Source organism: Nitrospirillum guanabarense (assembly GCF_034653355.1).
GTDB lineage: Bacteria > Pseudomonadota > Alphaproteobacteria > Azospirillales > Azospirillaceae > Nitrospirillum.
Genome location: NZ_JAYEER010000003.1, coordinates 135,554 through 149,106 on the forward strand (window position 1 = coordinate 135,554; position 13,553 = coordinate 149,106).

Below are 13,553 nucleotides of genomic sequence, written 5' to 3' on the forward strand. Positions count from 1 at the left end.
CCTTACTTCCCGCCGGCAGGAGTGGCCGCGGGCTTGGGCGACAGATCGACCTCGACCGGCGTCACCGTCTGGCCGGCCTTCACCTTCAGCGAGCCCTCGACGATCAGGCGGTCGCCGTCCTTCAGGCCATCGGTCACCAGCCACTTGTCACCCACCGTGCGGTCCACCGTCAGCGACCGCTGCTCCACCTTGTTGTCCGCCGTCACCACCAGGGCGATGGGCTCGCTCTTGGGGTTACGCGACACGCCCTGCTGCGGCGCCAGGATGGCGCCGGACATCACGCCCTGCTCCACCATCGTGCGGACGTACATGCCGGGCAGCAGCATTTCCTGTGGATTGGGGAACATGGCGCGCAGGGTCACGGCGCCGGACTCCTGGTCCACCGACACCTCGGCGAACTTCAGTGTGCCGGGGGTGGCGTAGGCGGTGCCGTCCTCCAGCTTCAGGGTCACCTGCGCGTCCGCCTTGCCCAGCCCACCAGAGACCAGGCGCCGTTTCAGCGCGGTCATCTCCATGCTGGATTGGGTGATGTCGACGTAGATGGGGTCCAGCTGGGTGATGGTGGCCAGCGCCGTCGTCTGGTCCGCTGTCACCAGTGCCCCCTCGGTGATGCTGGACCGGCCGATACGGCCGCTGATGGGCGCGGTGATGCGGGTATAGTCCAGGTTGACCTTGGCGGCCTTCACCGCCGCCTTGTCGGCGATGATGGTGGCCTGGCCCTGCTGGTAGGCGGCGCGGGCGTCGTCGTAGTCCTGGCGGCTGACACCCTCGACCTTCACCAGCTCGCCATAGCGCTCGGCCTTGGATTTCAGGCTGATCAGGTTGGCCTCGGCGTTGGCCAGGGTGCCCTGCGCCTGTTCGTAGGTCGCCTCATAGGGCGCCGGGTCGATCTGGTACAGCAGCTGGCCCGCCTGGACCAGGGCGCCTTCCTCGAACAGGCGCTTCTGGATGATGCCGGCCACCTGCGGCCGCACGTCGGAGACGCGGTAGGCGCTGGTGCGGCCGGCCAGTTCGGCACGCAACGGCACCGTCTGGGTGCGCAGGACGACGTAGCCCACCTGTTGCGGCGGCGGCGGCGCCTGCTCCTGCTTCTTCTCGCACGCCGCCAGGACCAGCAGGCTCAGCAGGGCGGCACCCGCAGGGGCCGGAAAACTCAATCGCTTCAACATCTCGGGCGTCATCCTGACGGTTACGGCGGCCACTCCCGGTTGCTCAGGAGGCCCATGGGCATCCGGACAAGATAGCAAAGTGGCCGATAAATCCGAGATGGGTTAACCGACTTTTGTGGAGAATATGTGGAGGACCGGTCCACGCCGCGTTGGCCCGGCCCTCTTCAGGTCAGGGGATCAGCGACGCGTCAGCAGGACGCCTCCGCCATCTTCAGGTTGGCGGCCGCCCGCCGGTCCTGAGTCCAACCCAGCAGGGCCAGCAGCAGGCCGCCCAGCGCCACGACGGCCCCGGCGTAGGCCACCGCCTCATAGCCGAAGCCGCCGTCGATCACCAGGCCACCCAGGAAGGCGCCGCCGGCATTGCCCAGGTTGAAGGCGCCGATGTTGAGCGACGCGGCCAGGTTGGGGGCGTCGCCGGCCTTTTCCAGCACCCGCATCTGCAGGGGCGGGACGGTGGCGAAGGCGGCCATACCCCAGACGAACAGGGTGGCGATGGATGCTGCGGGGTTGTGCATGGTGAGGGAGAAGCCGGCGAGGATCAGGCCCAGCAGGGCCAGGACGCCCACCAGGGCGGGCATCAGCGCCCGGTCGGCCAGCTTGCCGCCCAGCACGTTGCCCAGGGTCAGGCCCAGGCCGAAGACCAGCAGGGCGCTGGTGACGCCGGTGGGCGACAGGCCCGCCGCGTGTTCCAGGATGGGGGTGATGTAGGTGAAGACGACGAACACGCCGCCGAAGCCCAGCACCGTGGTGGCCAGGGCCACCAGCACGGCCGACCGCTTCAGCACCGCGACCTCCCGCCCCAGGCTGCCCTGTTCCGAGGCGGCAACCGGCGGCACCAGCGCCGCCACCGCCAACGCCGCCACCAGGCCCAACCCGGCCACGGCCCAGAAGGTGGCGCGCCAGCCGAAATGCTGGCCGATCAGGGTGCCCAGGGGCACGCCCAGGATGTTGGCCAGGGTCAGGCCGGTGAACATCAGGGCGATGGCGCTGGCCCGCCGTTCCGCCGGCACCAGGCTGGCCGCGACGACGGAACCGATGCCGAAGAAGGAGCCGTGGGTGAAGCTGGCGATGATGCGCGCCACCATCAGCATGGTGTAACCGGTGGAGACCGCGGCCATCGCGTTGCCCAGGATGAACAGCGCCATGAGACCGATCAGCAGCGTTTTGCGCGGCAACCTGCCGGTGGTCAGGGTCAGGATGGGGGCGCCCACCACCACGCCCAGGGCGTAGCCGGAGATGAGCAGGCCCGCCGTGGGGATGGAAACACCCAGGTCCACCGCGACGTCGGGCAGCAGACCCATGATGACGAATTCCGTGGTGCCGATGGCGAAGGCCGCGGCAGCCAGGGCGAAGAGGGGTAGGGGCATTGGGAGTCGCTCCGGCCTGAGGGGCCACCCGGGAGAAATCGGAGGGGAGGGAAAAATCCCGTCGGCGGCCTATCTGTTTCGTGTCACCCCCACCCTCGCCCTTCTCGCGCCTGCGAAAAACCGGGCAATCACGGAAACACTCTTCGCGTTTTGGAAAGAGTGATTTGGCAACGGCGCTCATTCTTGCCATCCCCTGCCGGTGCTACATCAAAAGCCATGCAAACGTTGGCAAAAGGACGCATGCGAATGTTCGACCTCACAAGCAAGGACGTGCTGGTCATCGGCGGTTCCTCGGGTATCGGCCTGGCCACGGCGGTCGCCGCCGCCCGGCTGGGCGCCCGGGTCACGGTCGCCTCCCGCAACGCGGAAAGGGTGGCGGCGGCGGTGGAGGCCATCGGCCATAGCGCCCAGGGCCACACGCTCAGCACCCTGGATGACGCCGCCGTCGCCGGTTTCTTCCAGAAGGGCAAGACCTACGACCATGTGGTTGTCACCGCCTCCAGCACCAGCCGGGGCACGGTGGCGGAAATGCCACTGGCCGACGCCTACGCCTCGCTGAACTCCAAGTTCTGGGGCGCCTATCGCGTGGCCCGCGCCGCCACGGTGGCCGACGCCATCAACCCCGGCGGCTCGCTGACCTTCGTCACCGGCTACCTCGCCATCCGGCCCAAGAAGGGCGCCGCCCTGCAGGCCGCCATCAATGCCGGGCTGGAGGCGCTGGCCAAGGGCCTGGCCTTGGAATTGGCGCCGGTCCGGGTCAACGCCGTCTCCCCCGGCTTCGTCGACACCCCGCTCTGGGGCACCGCCCCGGCGGAGGAGAAGGCCACCCGCTTGGCCGGCATCGCCAAAGGCTTGCCCGCCGGCGTCGCCGGCCAAGGCGAACACATCGCCGTTCAAATTATCGCGGGAATGGTCAATCCCTACCTGACCGGCAGCGTTACCTATGTGGACGGCGGCGGCGCCTTGGTCTGACACCACGCCCCCTTTCCCCTGACAGCCCCCTTTCCCCGACCGCCCCCTTTCCCTGACCGCCCCCTTTCCCTGACAAAGAGAGCAGAACCATGCAGATCGACCTGAAGGGCCAGACGGCCATCGTCACCGGTTCCACCGCCGGCATCGGCTTCGCCATCGCCCTGGGCCTGGCCCAGGCCGGCGCATCCGTCATCCTGAACGGCCGCAGCCAGGCCACCGTCACCGCCGCCGTCGCCAAGCTGAACGAGCTGGTGCCCGGCGCCGACGCGCGCGGCGTGGCCGCCGACGTCAGCACCGCCGAAGGGGCCGCCGCCCTGGTGGAAGCCGTGCCCCAGGCCGATATCCTGGTGAACAACGCCGGCATCTTCGAGCTCAAGGACTTCTTCGAGACGCCGGACGAAGACTGGACCCGCATATTCGAGGTCAACGTCCTGTCCGGCGTGCGCCTGTCCCGCGCCTACCTCAAGGGCATGCTGGAGCGCAACCAGGGCCGCGTCATCTTCATCTCCTCCGAATCCGGCCTGAACATTCCGGAGGACATGATCCACTACGGTTTCAGCAAGACCGCCCAGCTGGCGGTGTCGCGCGGTCTGGCCAAGCTGACGCGCGGCAGCAAGGTGACCGTCAACGCCGTCCTGCCCGGCCCCACCCTGTCGGAAGGGGTCGAGGCCCTGCTGAAGGACCAGGTGGCCAAGACCGGCAAGCCGATCGAGGAGGTGGGCGCCGATTTCGTCCGCGCCTTCCGCCCGACCTCGCTGATCCAGCGCACGGCGACGGTGGAGGAGGTGGCGAACATGGTGGTCTACGCCTGCTCCCCCCAGGCATCGGCCACCAATGGTGCCGCCCTGCGCGTGGACGGCGGCGTGGTCGACTTCATCGCCTGATACCGGAAGGGCCACCCCTCATGCGGCGCTTTATTCCCCTGATCCTGGCGGCCGCCCTGGCCGCCAGCCCCGCTGTCTCCACCACGGCGGGGGCCACCACTGTCGCCCCGGCGGCGGCGGAGCCCATCGGCATCGCGCTGGAGGGATGGCCCTATCCTTTCCCTGTCCGTTATTTCGAGTTCGTGGCCGAGGGACAGACGCTGCGCCAAGCCTATATGGACATGGCGCCCACCGGCACACCGAATGGTCGCGTGGCCCTGCTGTTCCACGGCCGCAACTTCCCCGCCAGCTATTGGGACAAGGTCATCCGCGCCTTCAGCGCTGACGGCTACCGCGTCATCGCCACCGACCAGATCGGCTTCGGCAAATCCTCCAAGCCCGACCTGCCCTACAGCTTCGACTTTTTCGCCGCCAATACGGCGGCCCTGCTGGACAGCCTTGATATCAAGCAGGTGGATCTGGTGGGCCATTCCATCGGCGGCATGCTGGCCGCCCGCTTCACCCGCACCTATCCGGAGCGGGTGCGCCGCCTGGTGCTGGAGGCGCCGGTGGGGCTGGAGGATTACCGCCTGACCGTGCCGCCGGTCAGCGACGCCTTCCTTTACGACCGTGAATACGGCCTGACAGCGGACGCCTACCGCGACTTCCTGAAGAACACCTATTCCCTCTCCGGCCCCGTGGCGGAGATCGAGCCCTTCGTCAGCTTGCGCGAACGGCTGAAGGCCAGCGGCGAGTATCCGCGCTGGGTGAAGTCCTTCATCAAGTCCTATCAGATGATCCACGACCAGCCGGTAGTGCACGAATACCCGCTGATCGCCACGCCCACCTTGTTCATCATGGGGTCGGCCGACCACAACGCGCCGGGCAAGCCCTACACCACCAAGGAACTGGGCGCCGGCATGGGCCGCAACGCCGACAACGCCAAGACCATCGCCGCGTCCATGCCCAACGCCCAGGTGGTGGTGTTCGACGGCGTGGGCCATCTGGTCCACCTGGAACGGCCGGAAGATTTCAACAGGACGGCGCTGGGGTTCCTGGACCGCTGACGCCTCAGAGGTCGTCGTAGAGGTTGCCCTCATCCGGCGGCGGGGCGGGCTGTTTGCCCGGGCGGGCAGGCGTCGGCCTTGCCGCCGCCGCGTCCGCGCGCACGGCAGCCAGCGGGCGGTCGTCCACCATCACGTCCTCATCCGTGTCCGGGCCGGGGTCGCTCTCCGGCTTGACGCCGGCGTTGCGCAGCCATTCCCCGCACCAGTCGGTGGACAGGGTGGTGGGGAAGACGCCGGCTGGCGCCCGGTCGGTCACCACCGGCGGATAGCGCCGGCACTGTCCCTTGGGGCCCCGCTCCCGCACGCCGCCACCCAGCCAGTGGCGGCAGGTGTAGCAAATCTCGGAACGGCGGACGGCCATGGGACCAGGCTTTCAGCTGCGGATGTCGTGTGCGCCCTTTATACCATGCCCTCAAGCCGGCGATGCAAATGAGGATAAGCCAATGCCCATTTGCGGCGGGCGGTCACGCCAGCATCCGCATATTATGGTTTAAGGCCAACTTTGGAGAGTTTCATGGGCAAGACCAAGTATTCCCTGCGGCCTCGATCTTGGCCCAAATTGATTGCGAACCGTCTCACCAAGAACCTGTCCGCCTCGGAAACGGAGGCATTTTTCCGCGACCGAGCTACCGACGGTTCACGCGATGCCGTCCTGGCTTTTCTGGGTGGCGCTGGGGATGAAAAACCTGCCGCTGGCGATAGCCCTACGGAACCATCGCACTGACATGAGAGGGAGGACAGGCACAAACCCGCCCTCCCCAATCCTCATCACGGCACAAACGGATCGACGGTCTGGATCGAGCCGTCGGCGTTGAAGTGCAGCTCGGTCACCTTGACGTTGCGCAGGTGGTTTTTGCCGCTCAACTGGTTGTCGGCGTAGAACAGCCAGGTCTTGCCGCCCCAATCGACGATGGAGTGATGGGTCGTCCAGCCCTGCACCGGCAGCAGGAAATGGCCCTGGTACTTGAAGGGGCCATAGGGGTTGTCGCCGGTGGCGTAGGCCAGGAAGTGGGTATCGCCGGTGGAATAGGTGAAGTAGTAGGTGCCGCCGCGCTTGTACATCCACGACGCCTCGAAGAAGCGCCGCTCATGGTCGCCGCCCAGCAAGGGCTTGCCGTCCTGGCCCAGGATGACGACGTCGCGCGGCTTTTCCGCGAAGGTCTTCATGTCGGGCGACAGCTTGGCGATCTTGGCGCTGAGCGCCGGCTTGTCGTCCTGCTTCAGGTCGGTGTCGCCGATGCCGGCGTCATAATGGCCCTTGGCCCACTTCTGCAGCTGGCCGCCCCAGATGCCGCCGAAATACATGTAGCTGCTGCCGTCCGCGTCGGTGAACACGGCGGGGTCGATGGAGAAGCTGCCGGGGATGGGCTTGGGCTCCGCCTTGAAGGGGCCGGTGGGCGAAATGCCGGTGGCGACGCCGATGTGGAAGACGCCCTTCTTATCCTTGGCGGGGAAATAAAGGTAATAGGTGCCGTTCTTGTACGCGGCATCCGGGGCCCACATGAATTCCTTGGCCCAGGGGACCTGCTCCACCGACAGCGCCACGCCGCCGATGGTCACCTTGCCGCCGATCGTATCCATGGACAGGACGCGATAGTCGCGCATGGCGTACTGGCTGCCCAGGTCGTCGTCGGGGATGCCGGCATCGATGTCGTGGCTGGGATAGACGTAGATTTTGCCGTCGAACACATGGGCCGAGGGGTCGGCCGTGTAAATCTCGGTCACCAGCGGCTGCGACAGGAAATGCTTGCCGTTGAGCGCCACCGGATTCTGATCGGCGGGCTTGTCCTGGGCCGTGGCGGCCCCGGTCGCCATGAGCGCGCCCACGACAGGCAAGGTGAAACCGAACAAGCGACGCATGTGTCCTCCCGATATTTTTATGGCCCCTATCCTCGCGGCGGGGCGGCAAGGCCGGAAAGTTACCGCTACCATTGGCCGAACACAAGGACATCCGCGCGGGCGGCCCGACCGGGCACCGGGTGGATTCACCAGCATTGGCTGTGTGATTCCACCGCCGCTCAACGCAATATGCGGGGGCCAATATGCGGGGGCCGCGCTTGAAGGGCGCGCGCGGGCTCACTAGTCTCTGCACATCCTTGCGGGGCCGCCTGGGGCGGCGCCCGTACCTCGACAGCACGGAAGACGGCTTTGGACATACGCGACGGTTTCATCGGAACGATCGGCCACACCCCCCTGATCCGGCTGGAAGCCGCCTCCAAGGCGACGGGCTGCGACATCCTGGCCAAGGCCGAGTTCCTGAACCCCGGCGGGTCGGTGAAGGACCGCGCGGCCCTGGCCATCATCCAGGACGCCATCAAGCGGGGGACTCTGAAGCCCGGCGGCACCATCGTCGAGGGCACCGCCGGCAACACCGGCATCGGCCTGGCCCTGGTGGGCAACGCCTGGGGCTTCAAGACCGTCATCGTCATGCCCGAGACGCAGAGCCAGGAAAAGAAGGACATGCTGCGCCTGATCGGCGCCGACCTGCGCCTGGTGCCGGCCGTGCCCTATAAGGACCCGGGCAACTACGTCCATGTCAGCCGCCGCATCGCGGAGGAACTGGCGGCGACGGAGCCGAACGGCGCCGTCTGGGCCAACCAGTTCGACAACCTGGCCAACCGCGAGGGCCACCGCGCCACCACCGGCGTGGAAATCTGGGAACAGACCGGCGGCAAGGTCGATGCCTTCACCTGCGCCGTGGGCACCGGCGGCACGCTGGCCGGCGTGGCCCTGGCCCTGAAGGATCGCAACCCCAACGTTCGCATCGTGATGGCCGACCCGCTGGGCAGCGTGCTGTACAGCTGGAAGAAGACGGGGGAACTGGTGTCCTCCGGCACCTCCATCACCGAGGGCATCGGCCAGGGCCGCGTCACCGCCAACCTGTTGGACGCCCCCATCGACGACGCCGTGCAGATCCCCGATGAGGAAGCCCTGCCCATCATTTTCGACCTGGTGAAGACGCAAGGCCTGGTGGTGGGCGGGTCCAGCGGCATCAACGTCGCCGCCGCCATCCGCGTCGCCCGCGACCTCGGCCCCGGCCACACGGTGGTGACGGTGCTGTGCGACTTCGGCACCCGTTACCAGTCCAAGCTGTTCAACCCGGAATTCCTGCGGGAACGGAACCTGCCCGTTCCCGGTTGGCTGTGACCCGGCTGGCTCTGTGATAAGGAGGCGAAGCCCATGACCCCCAGTTCCACGACCCCGGGCGCCCTCGTCAGCACCGACTGGCTGGCCCAGCACCTGGCCGACCCGGACATCCGGGTGGTGGACGCCAGCTACCACATGCCGGCCGTGCCGCGCGAGGCCAAGGCCGAGTTCGCGGCCCAGCACATCCCGGGCGCCGTCTTCTTCGACATCGACGGCATCGCCGACAAGACCATCCCCCTGCCCCACATGCTGCCCTCGGCCGAGGTGTTCGCCCAGGCCGTGACGGACCTGGGCATCGGCCGCGACAGCACCGTCATCGTCTACGACGTCTATGACCTGTTCAGCGCGGCGCGGGTGTGGTGGACCTTCCGCGTCTTCGGCCACGACAAGGTCCATGTCCTGGACGGCGGCCTTCCCAAATGGCTGGCGGAAGGCCGGCCGGTGGAAGCTGGCCCCGCCCAGCCCAAACCGGCGGGAGAGCCGATCGCCGCCCGCCTGAACCCGGCCCTGGTGCGCGATGCCGACGCCATCCGCGAGAACGTGGATCGCAAGGTGGAGCAGGTGGTGGACGCCCGCTCGCAAGGCCGGTTCGAGGCGACGGCGCCGGAGCCGCGCGCCGGCTTGCGCGGCGGCCACATCCCGGGCAGCCGCAACGTGCCCTACACCGACCTGATCTCAAACGGCCGCCTGAAGCCGGCGGATGAGCTGGCGGCCCGCTTCCAGGACGCCGGCGTGGACGTGAACCGTCCCCTGGTCACCAGTTGCGGCAGCGGCCTGACCGCCGCCATCCTGGCCCTGGCGCTGTATGAGATCGGCCAGCCCGACGTCGCCATCTACGACGGGTCGTGGACGGAATGGGGCGGCCGGGCGGACCTGCCCGTCGCCACCGGCCCGGCCTGAGGCCGTCCATGAAGCCCGAGACCTGGACGCTGCCGGCCGACTTGCCGGCCGGCAAGCTGCCCGTCACAGTGACCTACCTCGAAATGGCGGAGCCGCCGGCCGGCCCGGCGCGGACGAGGCCAGATGGCGTGGCCGGTGGGGGCGTGGACGGCCCCGTGCATGCCCGGAACTGCCCGCCCGCCTATTACCGCTTCCTCTACGACACGGTGGGGGAGCCCTGGCTGTGGGAATACCGCCGCCGCATGGCCTCGGAACGCCTGGCCGAGATCCTGGCCGACCCGGCTGTCGAGGTGCATGTCGTTTCCGTCCAGGGCGTGCCTGCGGGCTATATCGAGCTGGACGCGGAGAAGCTGGTCAGCGACGGGGCCATGGACGTGGCCTATTTCGGCCTGATGCCCTGGGCCATCGGCCGCGGCATCGGCCCCTGGCTGCTGGACTGGGGCGTGCGGCTGGCCTGGACCAAGCCGGGGGTGCGGCGGCTGACCGTCAACACCTGCACCTTCGACCACCCGTCGGCCCTGGGCCTGTACCAGCGCGTGGGCTTCAAGGCCCTGCGGACGGAAGACAAGCTGGTGGACGATCCGCGCCTGACCGGCCTGCTGCCCCGGTCGGCCGCCCCGCACATCCCCCTGGCCCGCCACCCTTAAGTCCCCGCCGGCCTTAAGCCGGCACCATTTGCCGCATCCGTGGCCCCGCAAGGTTGCAGGATCGTCCGACGTGCCATCCCTGAAGGGGTGGCTCGCGTGCAGTTCTGCACGCAGTCCTGCACATGAGCCGCCCCGCCACCAGGCAAGGAGGCCAGGGCGATGACGACCATGGTGACGACGGGAGAGGTGCCGCCCGGCAAGCTGCCGGTCCTGATCACCTTCATGGAAATGGCCAAGCGACCGGAAACACCGGAGCGGCCGATGCCGGAAGGGGTGCATGGTCCGGTCTTGGCCCGGCGCTGCACCCTGGCCTATTATCGCTTTCTCTACGACACGATCGGCGAGCCATGGCTGTGGGAAATCCGGCGGCGCATGGACCAGGGTGAATTGGCCCGCATGCTGGCCGACCCGCAGGTGGAGGTGCATGTGATCCATGTCGACGGCATGCCCGCCGGCTTTGTGGAACTGGATTGGCGCCTGTTGCCGGCCGATGGCACGGTGGCCATCGACTATCTGGGCCTGATGCCCTGGGCCATCGGCCGGGGCCTGGGGTCCTGGCTGCTGGACTGGGCGGTGCGCCGGGTATGGCAACGCCCCCGTGTCCGTCGCCTGACCATCAACACCTGCAGCTTCGATCATCCGTCCGCCCTGCCCCTGTACCAGCGCGCCGGCTTCCGCCGCCTGCGCCAGGAACGGAAATTCGTGGACGATCCCCGGCGCGCCGGCGTGCTGCCGCTGGACGCCGCCCCGCACATCCCGCTTGCCCCGCCCATGCCGCCCGCCCCGCCCGCGCCTGGGGGCATGCCTCAGGTCGGCGGCGACCCGCCCCGACGCCCCATGGCATTTCACCCCATGGCCGGCCGCCCATGAGCCTGCTGGCGGACTTGCGTGCGCCTGAGGTGCGACTGGCCTTCCGCGTCACCGTCGCCGGCGTGGCGGCCCTGGCCATGGCCCACCTGTTCAACCTGCCCCAGGGGTACTGGGCCGTCATCACCGCCATCATGGTCATGCAGGCCAGCATCGGCGGATCACTGAAAGCGGCGCTGGACCGCTTCGCCGGCACCCTGTCGGGGGCCGCCTGGGGCGCCCTGGTCGCCACCTTCGGCCTGCACGACACGCTGCCGCACCTGTGCCTGACCCTGGCCGTGGCGCTGGCGCCCCTGGCATGGCTGGCCGCCCGCTATCCCGTGTGCAAGCTGGCGCCCGTCACCGCCATCATCGTGCTGCTGACCTCGGCCGGCGGCACGCAATCGTCCTTCATGCTGGCGCTGGACCGGGTGTTCGAGATCATCATCGGCAATGTCATCGGCCTGGCCGTGGCCCTGTTCGTCTTTCCGGCACGCGCCCATGGCGTGGTGCTGACGACCGCCGCGCGGGTGGCCGACTTGTGCGCCGACATGCTGGACGTGCTGCTGGATCCGGACCTGGCCGATGATGTGCGCCAGGGCATCTCCAAGCGCCATGCCCAGCTGTGGGCGGCGCTGCGCCCCCTGGACACGGCGGCGGAGGAGGCGCAGCGGGAGCGCCGCACCTGGCTGGGTGACCAGCGCGACCCGGCCCCCCTAGTGCGTACCCTGACCCGTGTGCGCCACGACCTGGTGATGGTCAGCCGCGCCACCAGCAATCGTGCCCCTTCGGGCGTGGCGGCGGCCCAGCGGCTGGAAGGGCCGCAGGCCGAGGTGCGCAGGCAAGGCGTGCTGTTCCTGCGCCATGCCGCCACGGCCTTGCGCGCGCCGTCGGCGCTGCACGGGCAAGGCCAGATACCGGAGGTCGAGCCGGTGCAGGCGGCCACGCACGCCTATCTGGACATGGTGCAGACCCTGCGGGCGGAGGGCGTGTTGCGGGAACTGCCGCGCGGCGTGACGGGACAGATTTACACCCTGTCCTTCGCGCTGGAACAGCTGACCCAGGATCTGACGGATCTGCATGCCCGGGCGGAGGAAATGATCCCGCCGGCCCGGCATCAGGAGAAGAAGCCGGAGGTGGCCATTGTGACCGCGGGCGTGGAACCCGCGCCCACCCAGCCACCGGCCCCCGCGTCCCCGGACACCCCGCCGCCGGCGTAAGGCGGTGGGCGGCGCGCATGCCGCCGTCCCGCCCCGCCGTCGGAGAGACGTCGCAGGGGGCGCTTAGCGGGCGGTGTCGGCCACCTGTTCGGCCGGCAGGGTGGCGAAGTCGCGGGCGGCGACCTTCAGGTCATGGATGGTGCGGTCATAGCTGTTGGCAATGGCGGCGCGGCCGTCGGGCGTCCAGGCGATGACGCTGCGGGCGCTGAGGTTGTCCAGGCAGGCCAGGCGGGCCTGGGCGGCCTTGCCATAGGCACGGACTTCGGCCGTGGCGGCGCTGACCTCGGCCGCCGAGGCGCCAGCGGACAGGTGGTTCACCGGGGCGACGGGGGCTTTGCCGCAGGCGCGCTCGACACCCAGGGACTGGGCGGCGGCGGGAAAGGCGGCGGCGGTGACCAGGCCACCCAGGACCAGGACGGCGAAAGCGCGGGAAACGGAAGCCATGTTCATCTCTCCGATGGCGAAAGGTTGTGCCCTTGACGGTCGCATCCTCCCCTGCGGATTGATTGACGAAACTACCATTTCGCAAACGCACATTATTTATTGTGCGTCGCGATAACCGTACGGATTGCTTGTTGGGGTGTCAACAATGGCCCGGATGTTGATAACGCTATCACCGGCGAACCGTTTTGGCCGAAGCCTTTGCCGTAAAAGAGAATTATGCTTCTGATCCGGCGCCCCGCAGCTATAGCATGTCAGACATGCGCGAAGACATCAAAGGCGACCGGGAGAACCGGTCGCCTTTGATGACGGGAAGGGGCAAGGGCGCTCAGTCGCCGGAGGGCGCCGGGGCCATGGCCGGGCCGGTGGTGCCGCTGTTGGCCGCGACCTTGGCCAGACAGGCGCTATGCGCCTTGGCCTTGGCGGCAAAGCTGTTCACCTGCGCCACGAAGGCGTCGCCGTTGATGGAGGCGGGCCGCGCGTCCAGCCGCTTCAGCGACAGGGTGGGGGTCGGACCGCAGGGACCGGCGGCGTCGGCGCCCCACGCGACGCCGGCGGTAACAGCACCACTGGCCAAGCCCGCCAGGGCGAAAAGGGTGCGAGTAATGGATTTGAGCATGGAAGCCATGGGTTATCTCCTTGAGAAAACAAGGCCTTCGTGTCTTCTCGACCCGTACCCGCCCTAGCGCGGTCCGGTCTGTTGCCGGCTTCGTTAATTTCACGTTATAGTAGCCGCGTTATGTAATAACGCTACCTTCGACTGCCGTTTCTTGTCAATCCCGCCGACGGCAGAGGGACGGCGCCTTGGCCATAGAAGGGCGGGTTCAAAAGGTAGAGGGCCACCCCCTGCGATCCCACCCTTGCCCCAAACCGGCGTCCGTCAATCAGCCATGCGCATAGCTGCCATGCGCCGT

General features: G+C 68.1%; 15 protein-coding genes. 9 read left to right on the forward strand and 6 right to left on the reverse strand.

Translation table 11 applies throughout. The annotated features are described in order from the left end of the window. Positions 1-2: 2 nt before the first annotated feature. Together UAA55_RS09965 and UAA55_RS09970 are read right to left on the reverse strand one after the other, a co-directional pair. Positions 3-1,169, reverse strand: a complete 1,167-nt coding sequence (locus UAA55_RS09965) for an efflux RND transporter periplasmic adaptor subunit (RefSeq protein WP_322952542.1) — start codon at positions 1,167-1,169, stop codon at positions 3-5. A gap of 188 nt (positions 1,170-1,357) precedes the next feature. Further along, positions 1,358-2,536 (reverse strand): MFS transporter, encoded by a 1,179-nt coding sequence (locus tag UAA55_RS09970; protein ID WP_322952543.1) that lies wholly within the window; start codon positions 2,534-2,536, stop codon positions 1,358-1,360. Between the two features lie 246 nt (positions 2,537-2,782). On the opposite strand from UAA55_RS09970, the gene UAA55_RS09975 reads away from it, so the two are divergent. The 3 genes from UAA55_RS09975 to UAA55_RS09985 all read left to right on the forward strand — a co-directional run bounded on the left by UAA55_RS09975 (position 2,783) and on the right by UAA55_RS09985 (position 5,438). Then, positions 2,783-3,508 (forward strand): SDR family oxidoreductase, encoded by a 726-nt coding sequence (locus UAA55_RS09975; protein WP_322952544.1) that lies wholly within the window; start codon positions 2,783-2,785, stop codon positions 3,506-3,508. Positions 3,509-3,597: 89 nt separating this feature from the next. After that, a complete protein-coding gene (locus tag UAA55_RS09980; protein ID WP_322952545.1) occupies positions 3,598-4,392 on the forward strand; it encodes an SDR family NAD(P)-dependent oxidoreductase in 795 nt (264 codons plus the stop codon). Between the two features lie 20 nt (positions 4,393-4,412). Continuing rightward, positions 4,413-5,438, forward strand: coding sequence for an alpha/beta hydrolase (locus UAA55_RS09985; RefSeq protein ID WP_322952546.1), 1,026 nt, complete (start codon positions 4,413-4,415; stop codon positions 5,436-5,438). Between the two features lie 4 nt (positions 5,439-5,442). On the opposite strand, the gene UAA55_RS09990 is transcribed toward UAA55_RS09985, so the two are convergent. Beyond that, a complete protein-coding gene (locus UAA55_RS09990; RefSeq protein WP_322952547.1) occupies positions 5,443-5,799 on the reverse strand; it encodes a hypothetical protein in 357 nt (118 codons plus the stop codon). Positions 5,800-5,952: 153 nt separating this feature from the next. Between UAA55_RS09990 and UAA55_RS09995 the strand changes: the two genes are divergently transcribed. After that, positions 5,953-6,162 (forward strand): hypothetical protein, encoded by a 210-nt coding sequence (locus tag UAA55_RS09995; protein ID WP_322952548.1) that lies wholly within the window; start codon positions 5,953-5,955, stop codon positions 6,160-6,162. Positions 6,163-6,206: 44 nt separating this feature from the next. Here UAA55_RS09995 and UAA55_RS10000 read toward each other — a convergent pair whose 3' ends face one another. Then, positions 6,207-7,298 carry a glycoside hydrolase family 43 protein gene (locus UAA55_RS10000; RefSeq protein WP_322952549.1) on the reverse strand — a complete coding sequence of 364 codons (1,092 nt, stop codon included), beginning with the start codon at positions 7,296-7,298 and terminating at the stop codon, positions 6,207-6,209. 288 nt (positions 7,299-7,586) lie between these two features. Here UAA55_RS10000 and UAA55_RS10005 point away from each other — a divergent pair, with 288 nt between their 5' ends. From UAA55_RS10005 to UAA55_RS10025, 5 genes are all read left to right on the forward strand, one after another. Continuing rightward, the gene (locus UAA55_RS10005; protein ID WP_322952550.1) at positions 7,587-8,585 is read left to right on the forward strand and encodes a cysteine synthase A; all 999 of its coding nucleotides are present in this window, start codon (positions 7,587-7,589) and stop codon (positions 8,583-8,585) included. A 33-nt stretch (positions 8,586-8,618) separates the two neighbouring features. Next, positions 8,619-9,485 (forward strand): 3-mercaptopyruvate sulfurtransferase, encoded by an 867-nt coding sequence (sseA, locus tag UAA55_RS10010; protein ID WP_322952551.1) that lies wholly within the window; start codon positions 8,619-8,621, stop codon positions 9,483-9,485. Between the two features lie 8 nt (positions 9,486-9,493). Continuing rightward, positions 9,494-10,132 (forward strand): GNAT family N-acetyltransferase, encoded by a 639-nt coding sequence (locus UAA55_RS10015; RefSeq protein WP_322952552.1) that lies wholly within the window; start codon positions 9,494-9,496, stop codon positions 10,130-10,132. Positions 10,133-10,291: 159 nt separating this feature from the next. After that, a complete protein-coding gene (locus tag UAA55_RS10020; protein WP_322952553.1) occupies positions 10,292-11,002 on the forward strand; it encodes a GNAT family N-acetyltransferase in 711 nt (236 codons plus the stop codon). Then, entirely contained in the window at positions 10,999-12,198 is a 1,200-nt protein-coding gene (locus UAA55_RS10025; RefSeq protein ID WP_322952554.1) for an FUSC family protein, read from the forward strand. Before UAA55_RS10020 ends, UAA55_RS10025 begins: the two co-directional genes overlap by 4 nt. Positions 12,199-12,261: 63 nt before the next feature. Here the strand turns inward: UAA55_RS10025 and UAA55_RS10030 are convergent, their stop codons facing one another. Together UAA55_RS10030 and UAA55_RS10035 are read right to left on the reverse strand one after the other, a co-directional pair. After that, positions 12,262-12,642, reverse strand: a complete 381-nt coding sequence (locus UAA55_RS10030; protein WP_322952555.1) for a hypothetical protein — start codon at positions 12,640-12,642, stop codon at positions 12,262-12,264. A 325-nt stretch (positions 12,643-12,967) separates the two neighbouring features. After that, the gene (locus tag UAA55_RS10035; protein ID WP_322952556.1) at positions 12,968-13,267 is read right to left on the reverse strand and encodes a hypothetical protein; all 300 of its coding nucleotides are present in this window, start codon (positions 13,265-13,267) and stop codon (positions 12,968-12,970) included. Positions 13,268-13,553 lie beyond the last annotated feature (286 nt).

Coding starts and splice junctions, on each gene's coding strand:
- UAA55_RS09965 (WP_322952542.1), bottom strand. CDS start 1,169: ATGTTGAAGCGATTGAGTTTTCCGGCCCCTGCGGGTGCCGCCCTGCTG.
- UAA55_RS09970 (WP_322952543.1), bottom strand. CDS start 2,536: ATGCCCCTACCCCTCTTCGCCCTGGCTGCCGCGGCCTTCGCCATCGGC.
- UAA55_RS09975 (WP_322952544.1), top strand. CDS start 2,783: ATGTTCGACCTCACAAGCAAGGACGTGCTGGTCATCGGCGGTTCCTCG.
- UAA55_RS09980 (WP_322952545.1), top strand. CDS start 3,598: ATGCAGATCGACCTGAAGGGCCAGACGGCCATCGTCACCGGTTCCACC.
- UAA55_RS09985 (WP_322952546.1), top strand. CDS start 4,413: ATGCGGCGCTTTATTCCCCTGATCCTGGCGGCCGCCCTGGCCGCCAGC.
- UAA55_RS09990 (WP_322952547.1), bottom strand. CDS start 5,799: ATGGCCGTCCGCCGTTCCGAGATTTGCTACACCTGCCGCCACTGGCTG.
- UAA55_RS09995 (WP_322952548.1), top strand. CDS start 5,953: ATGGGCAAGACCAAGTATTCCCTGCGGCCTCGATCTTGGCCCAAATTG.
- UAA55_RS10000 (WP_322952549.1), bottom strand. CDS start 7,298: ATGCGTCGCTTGTTCGGTTTCACCTTGCCTGTCGTGGGCGCGCTCATG.
- sseA (WP_322952551.1), top strand. CDS start 8,619: ATGACCCCCAGTTCCACGACCCCGGGCGCCCTCGTCAGCACCGACTGG.
- UAA55_RS10015 (WP_322952552.1), top strand. CDS start 9,494: ATGAAGCCCGAGACCTGGACGCTGCCGGCCGACTTGCCGGCCGGCAAG.
- UAA55_RS10020 (WP_322952553.1), top strand. CDS start 10,292: ATGACGACCATGGTGACGACGGGAGAGGTGCCGCCCGGCAAGCTGCCG.
- UAA55_RS10025 (WP_322952554.1), top strand. CDS start 10,999: ATGAGCCTGCTGGCGGACTTGCGTGCGCCTGAGGTGCGACTGGCCTTC.
- UAA55_RS10030 (WP_322952555.1), bottom strand. CDS start 12,642: ATGGCTTCCGTTTCCCGCGCTTTCGCCGTCCTGGTCCTGGGTGGCCTG.
- UAA55_RS10035 (WP_322952556.1), bottom strand. CDS start 13,267: ATGGCTTCCATGCTCAAATCCATTACTCGCACCCTTTTCGCCCTGGCG.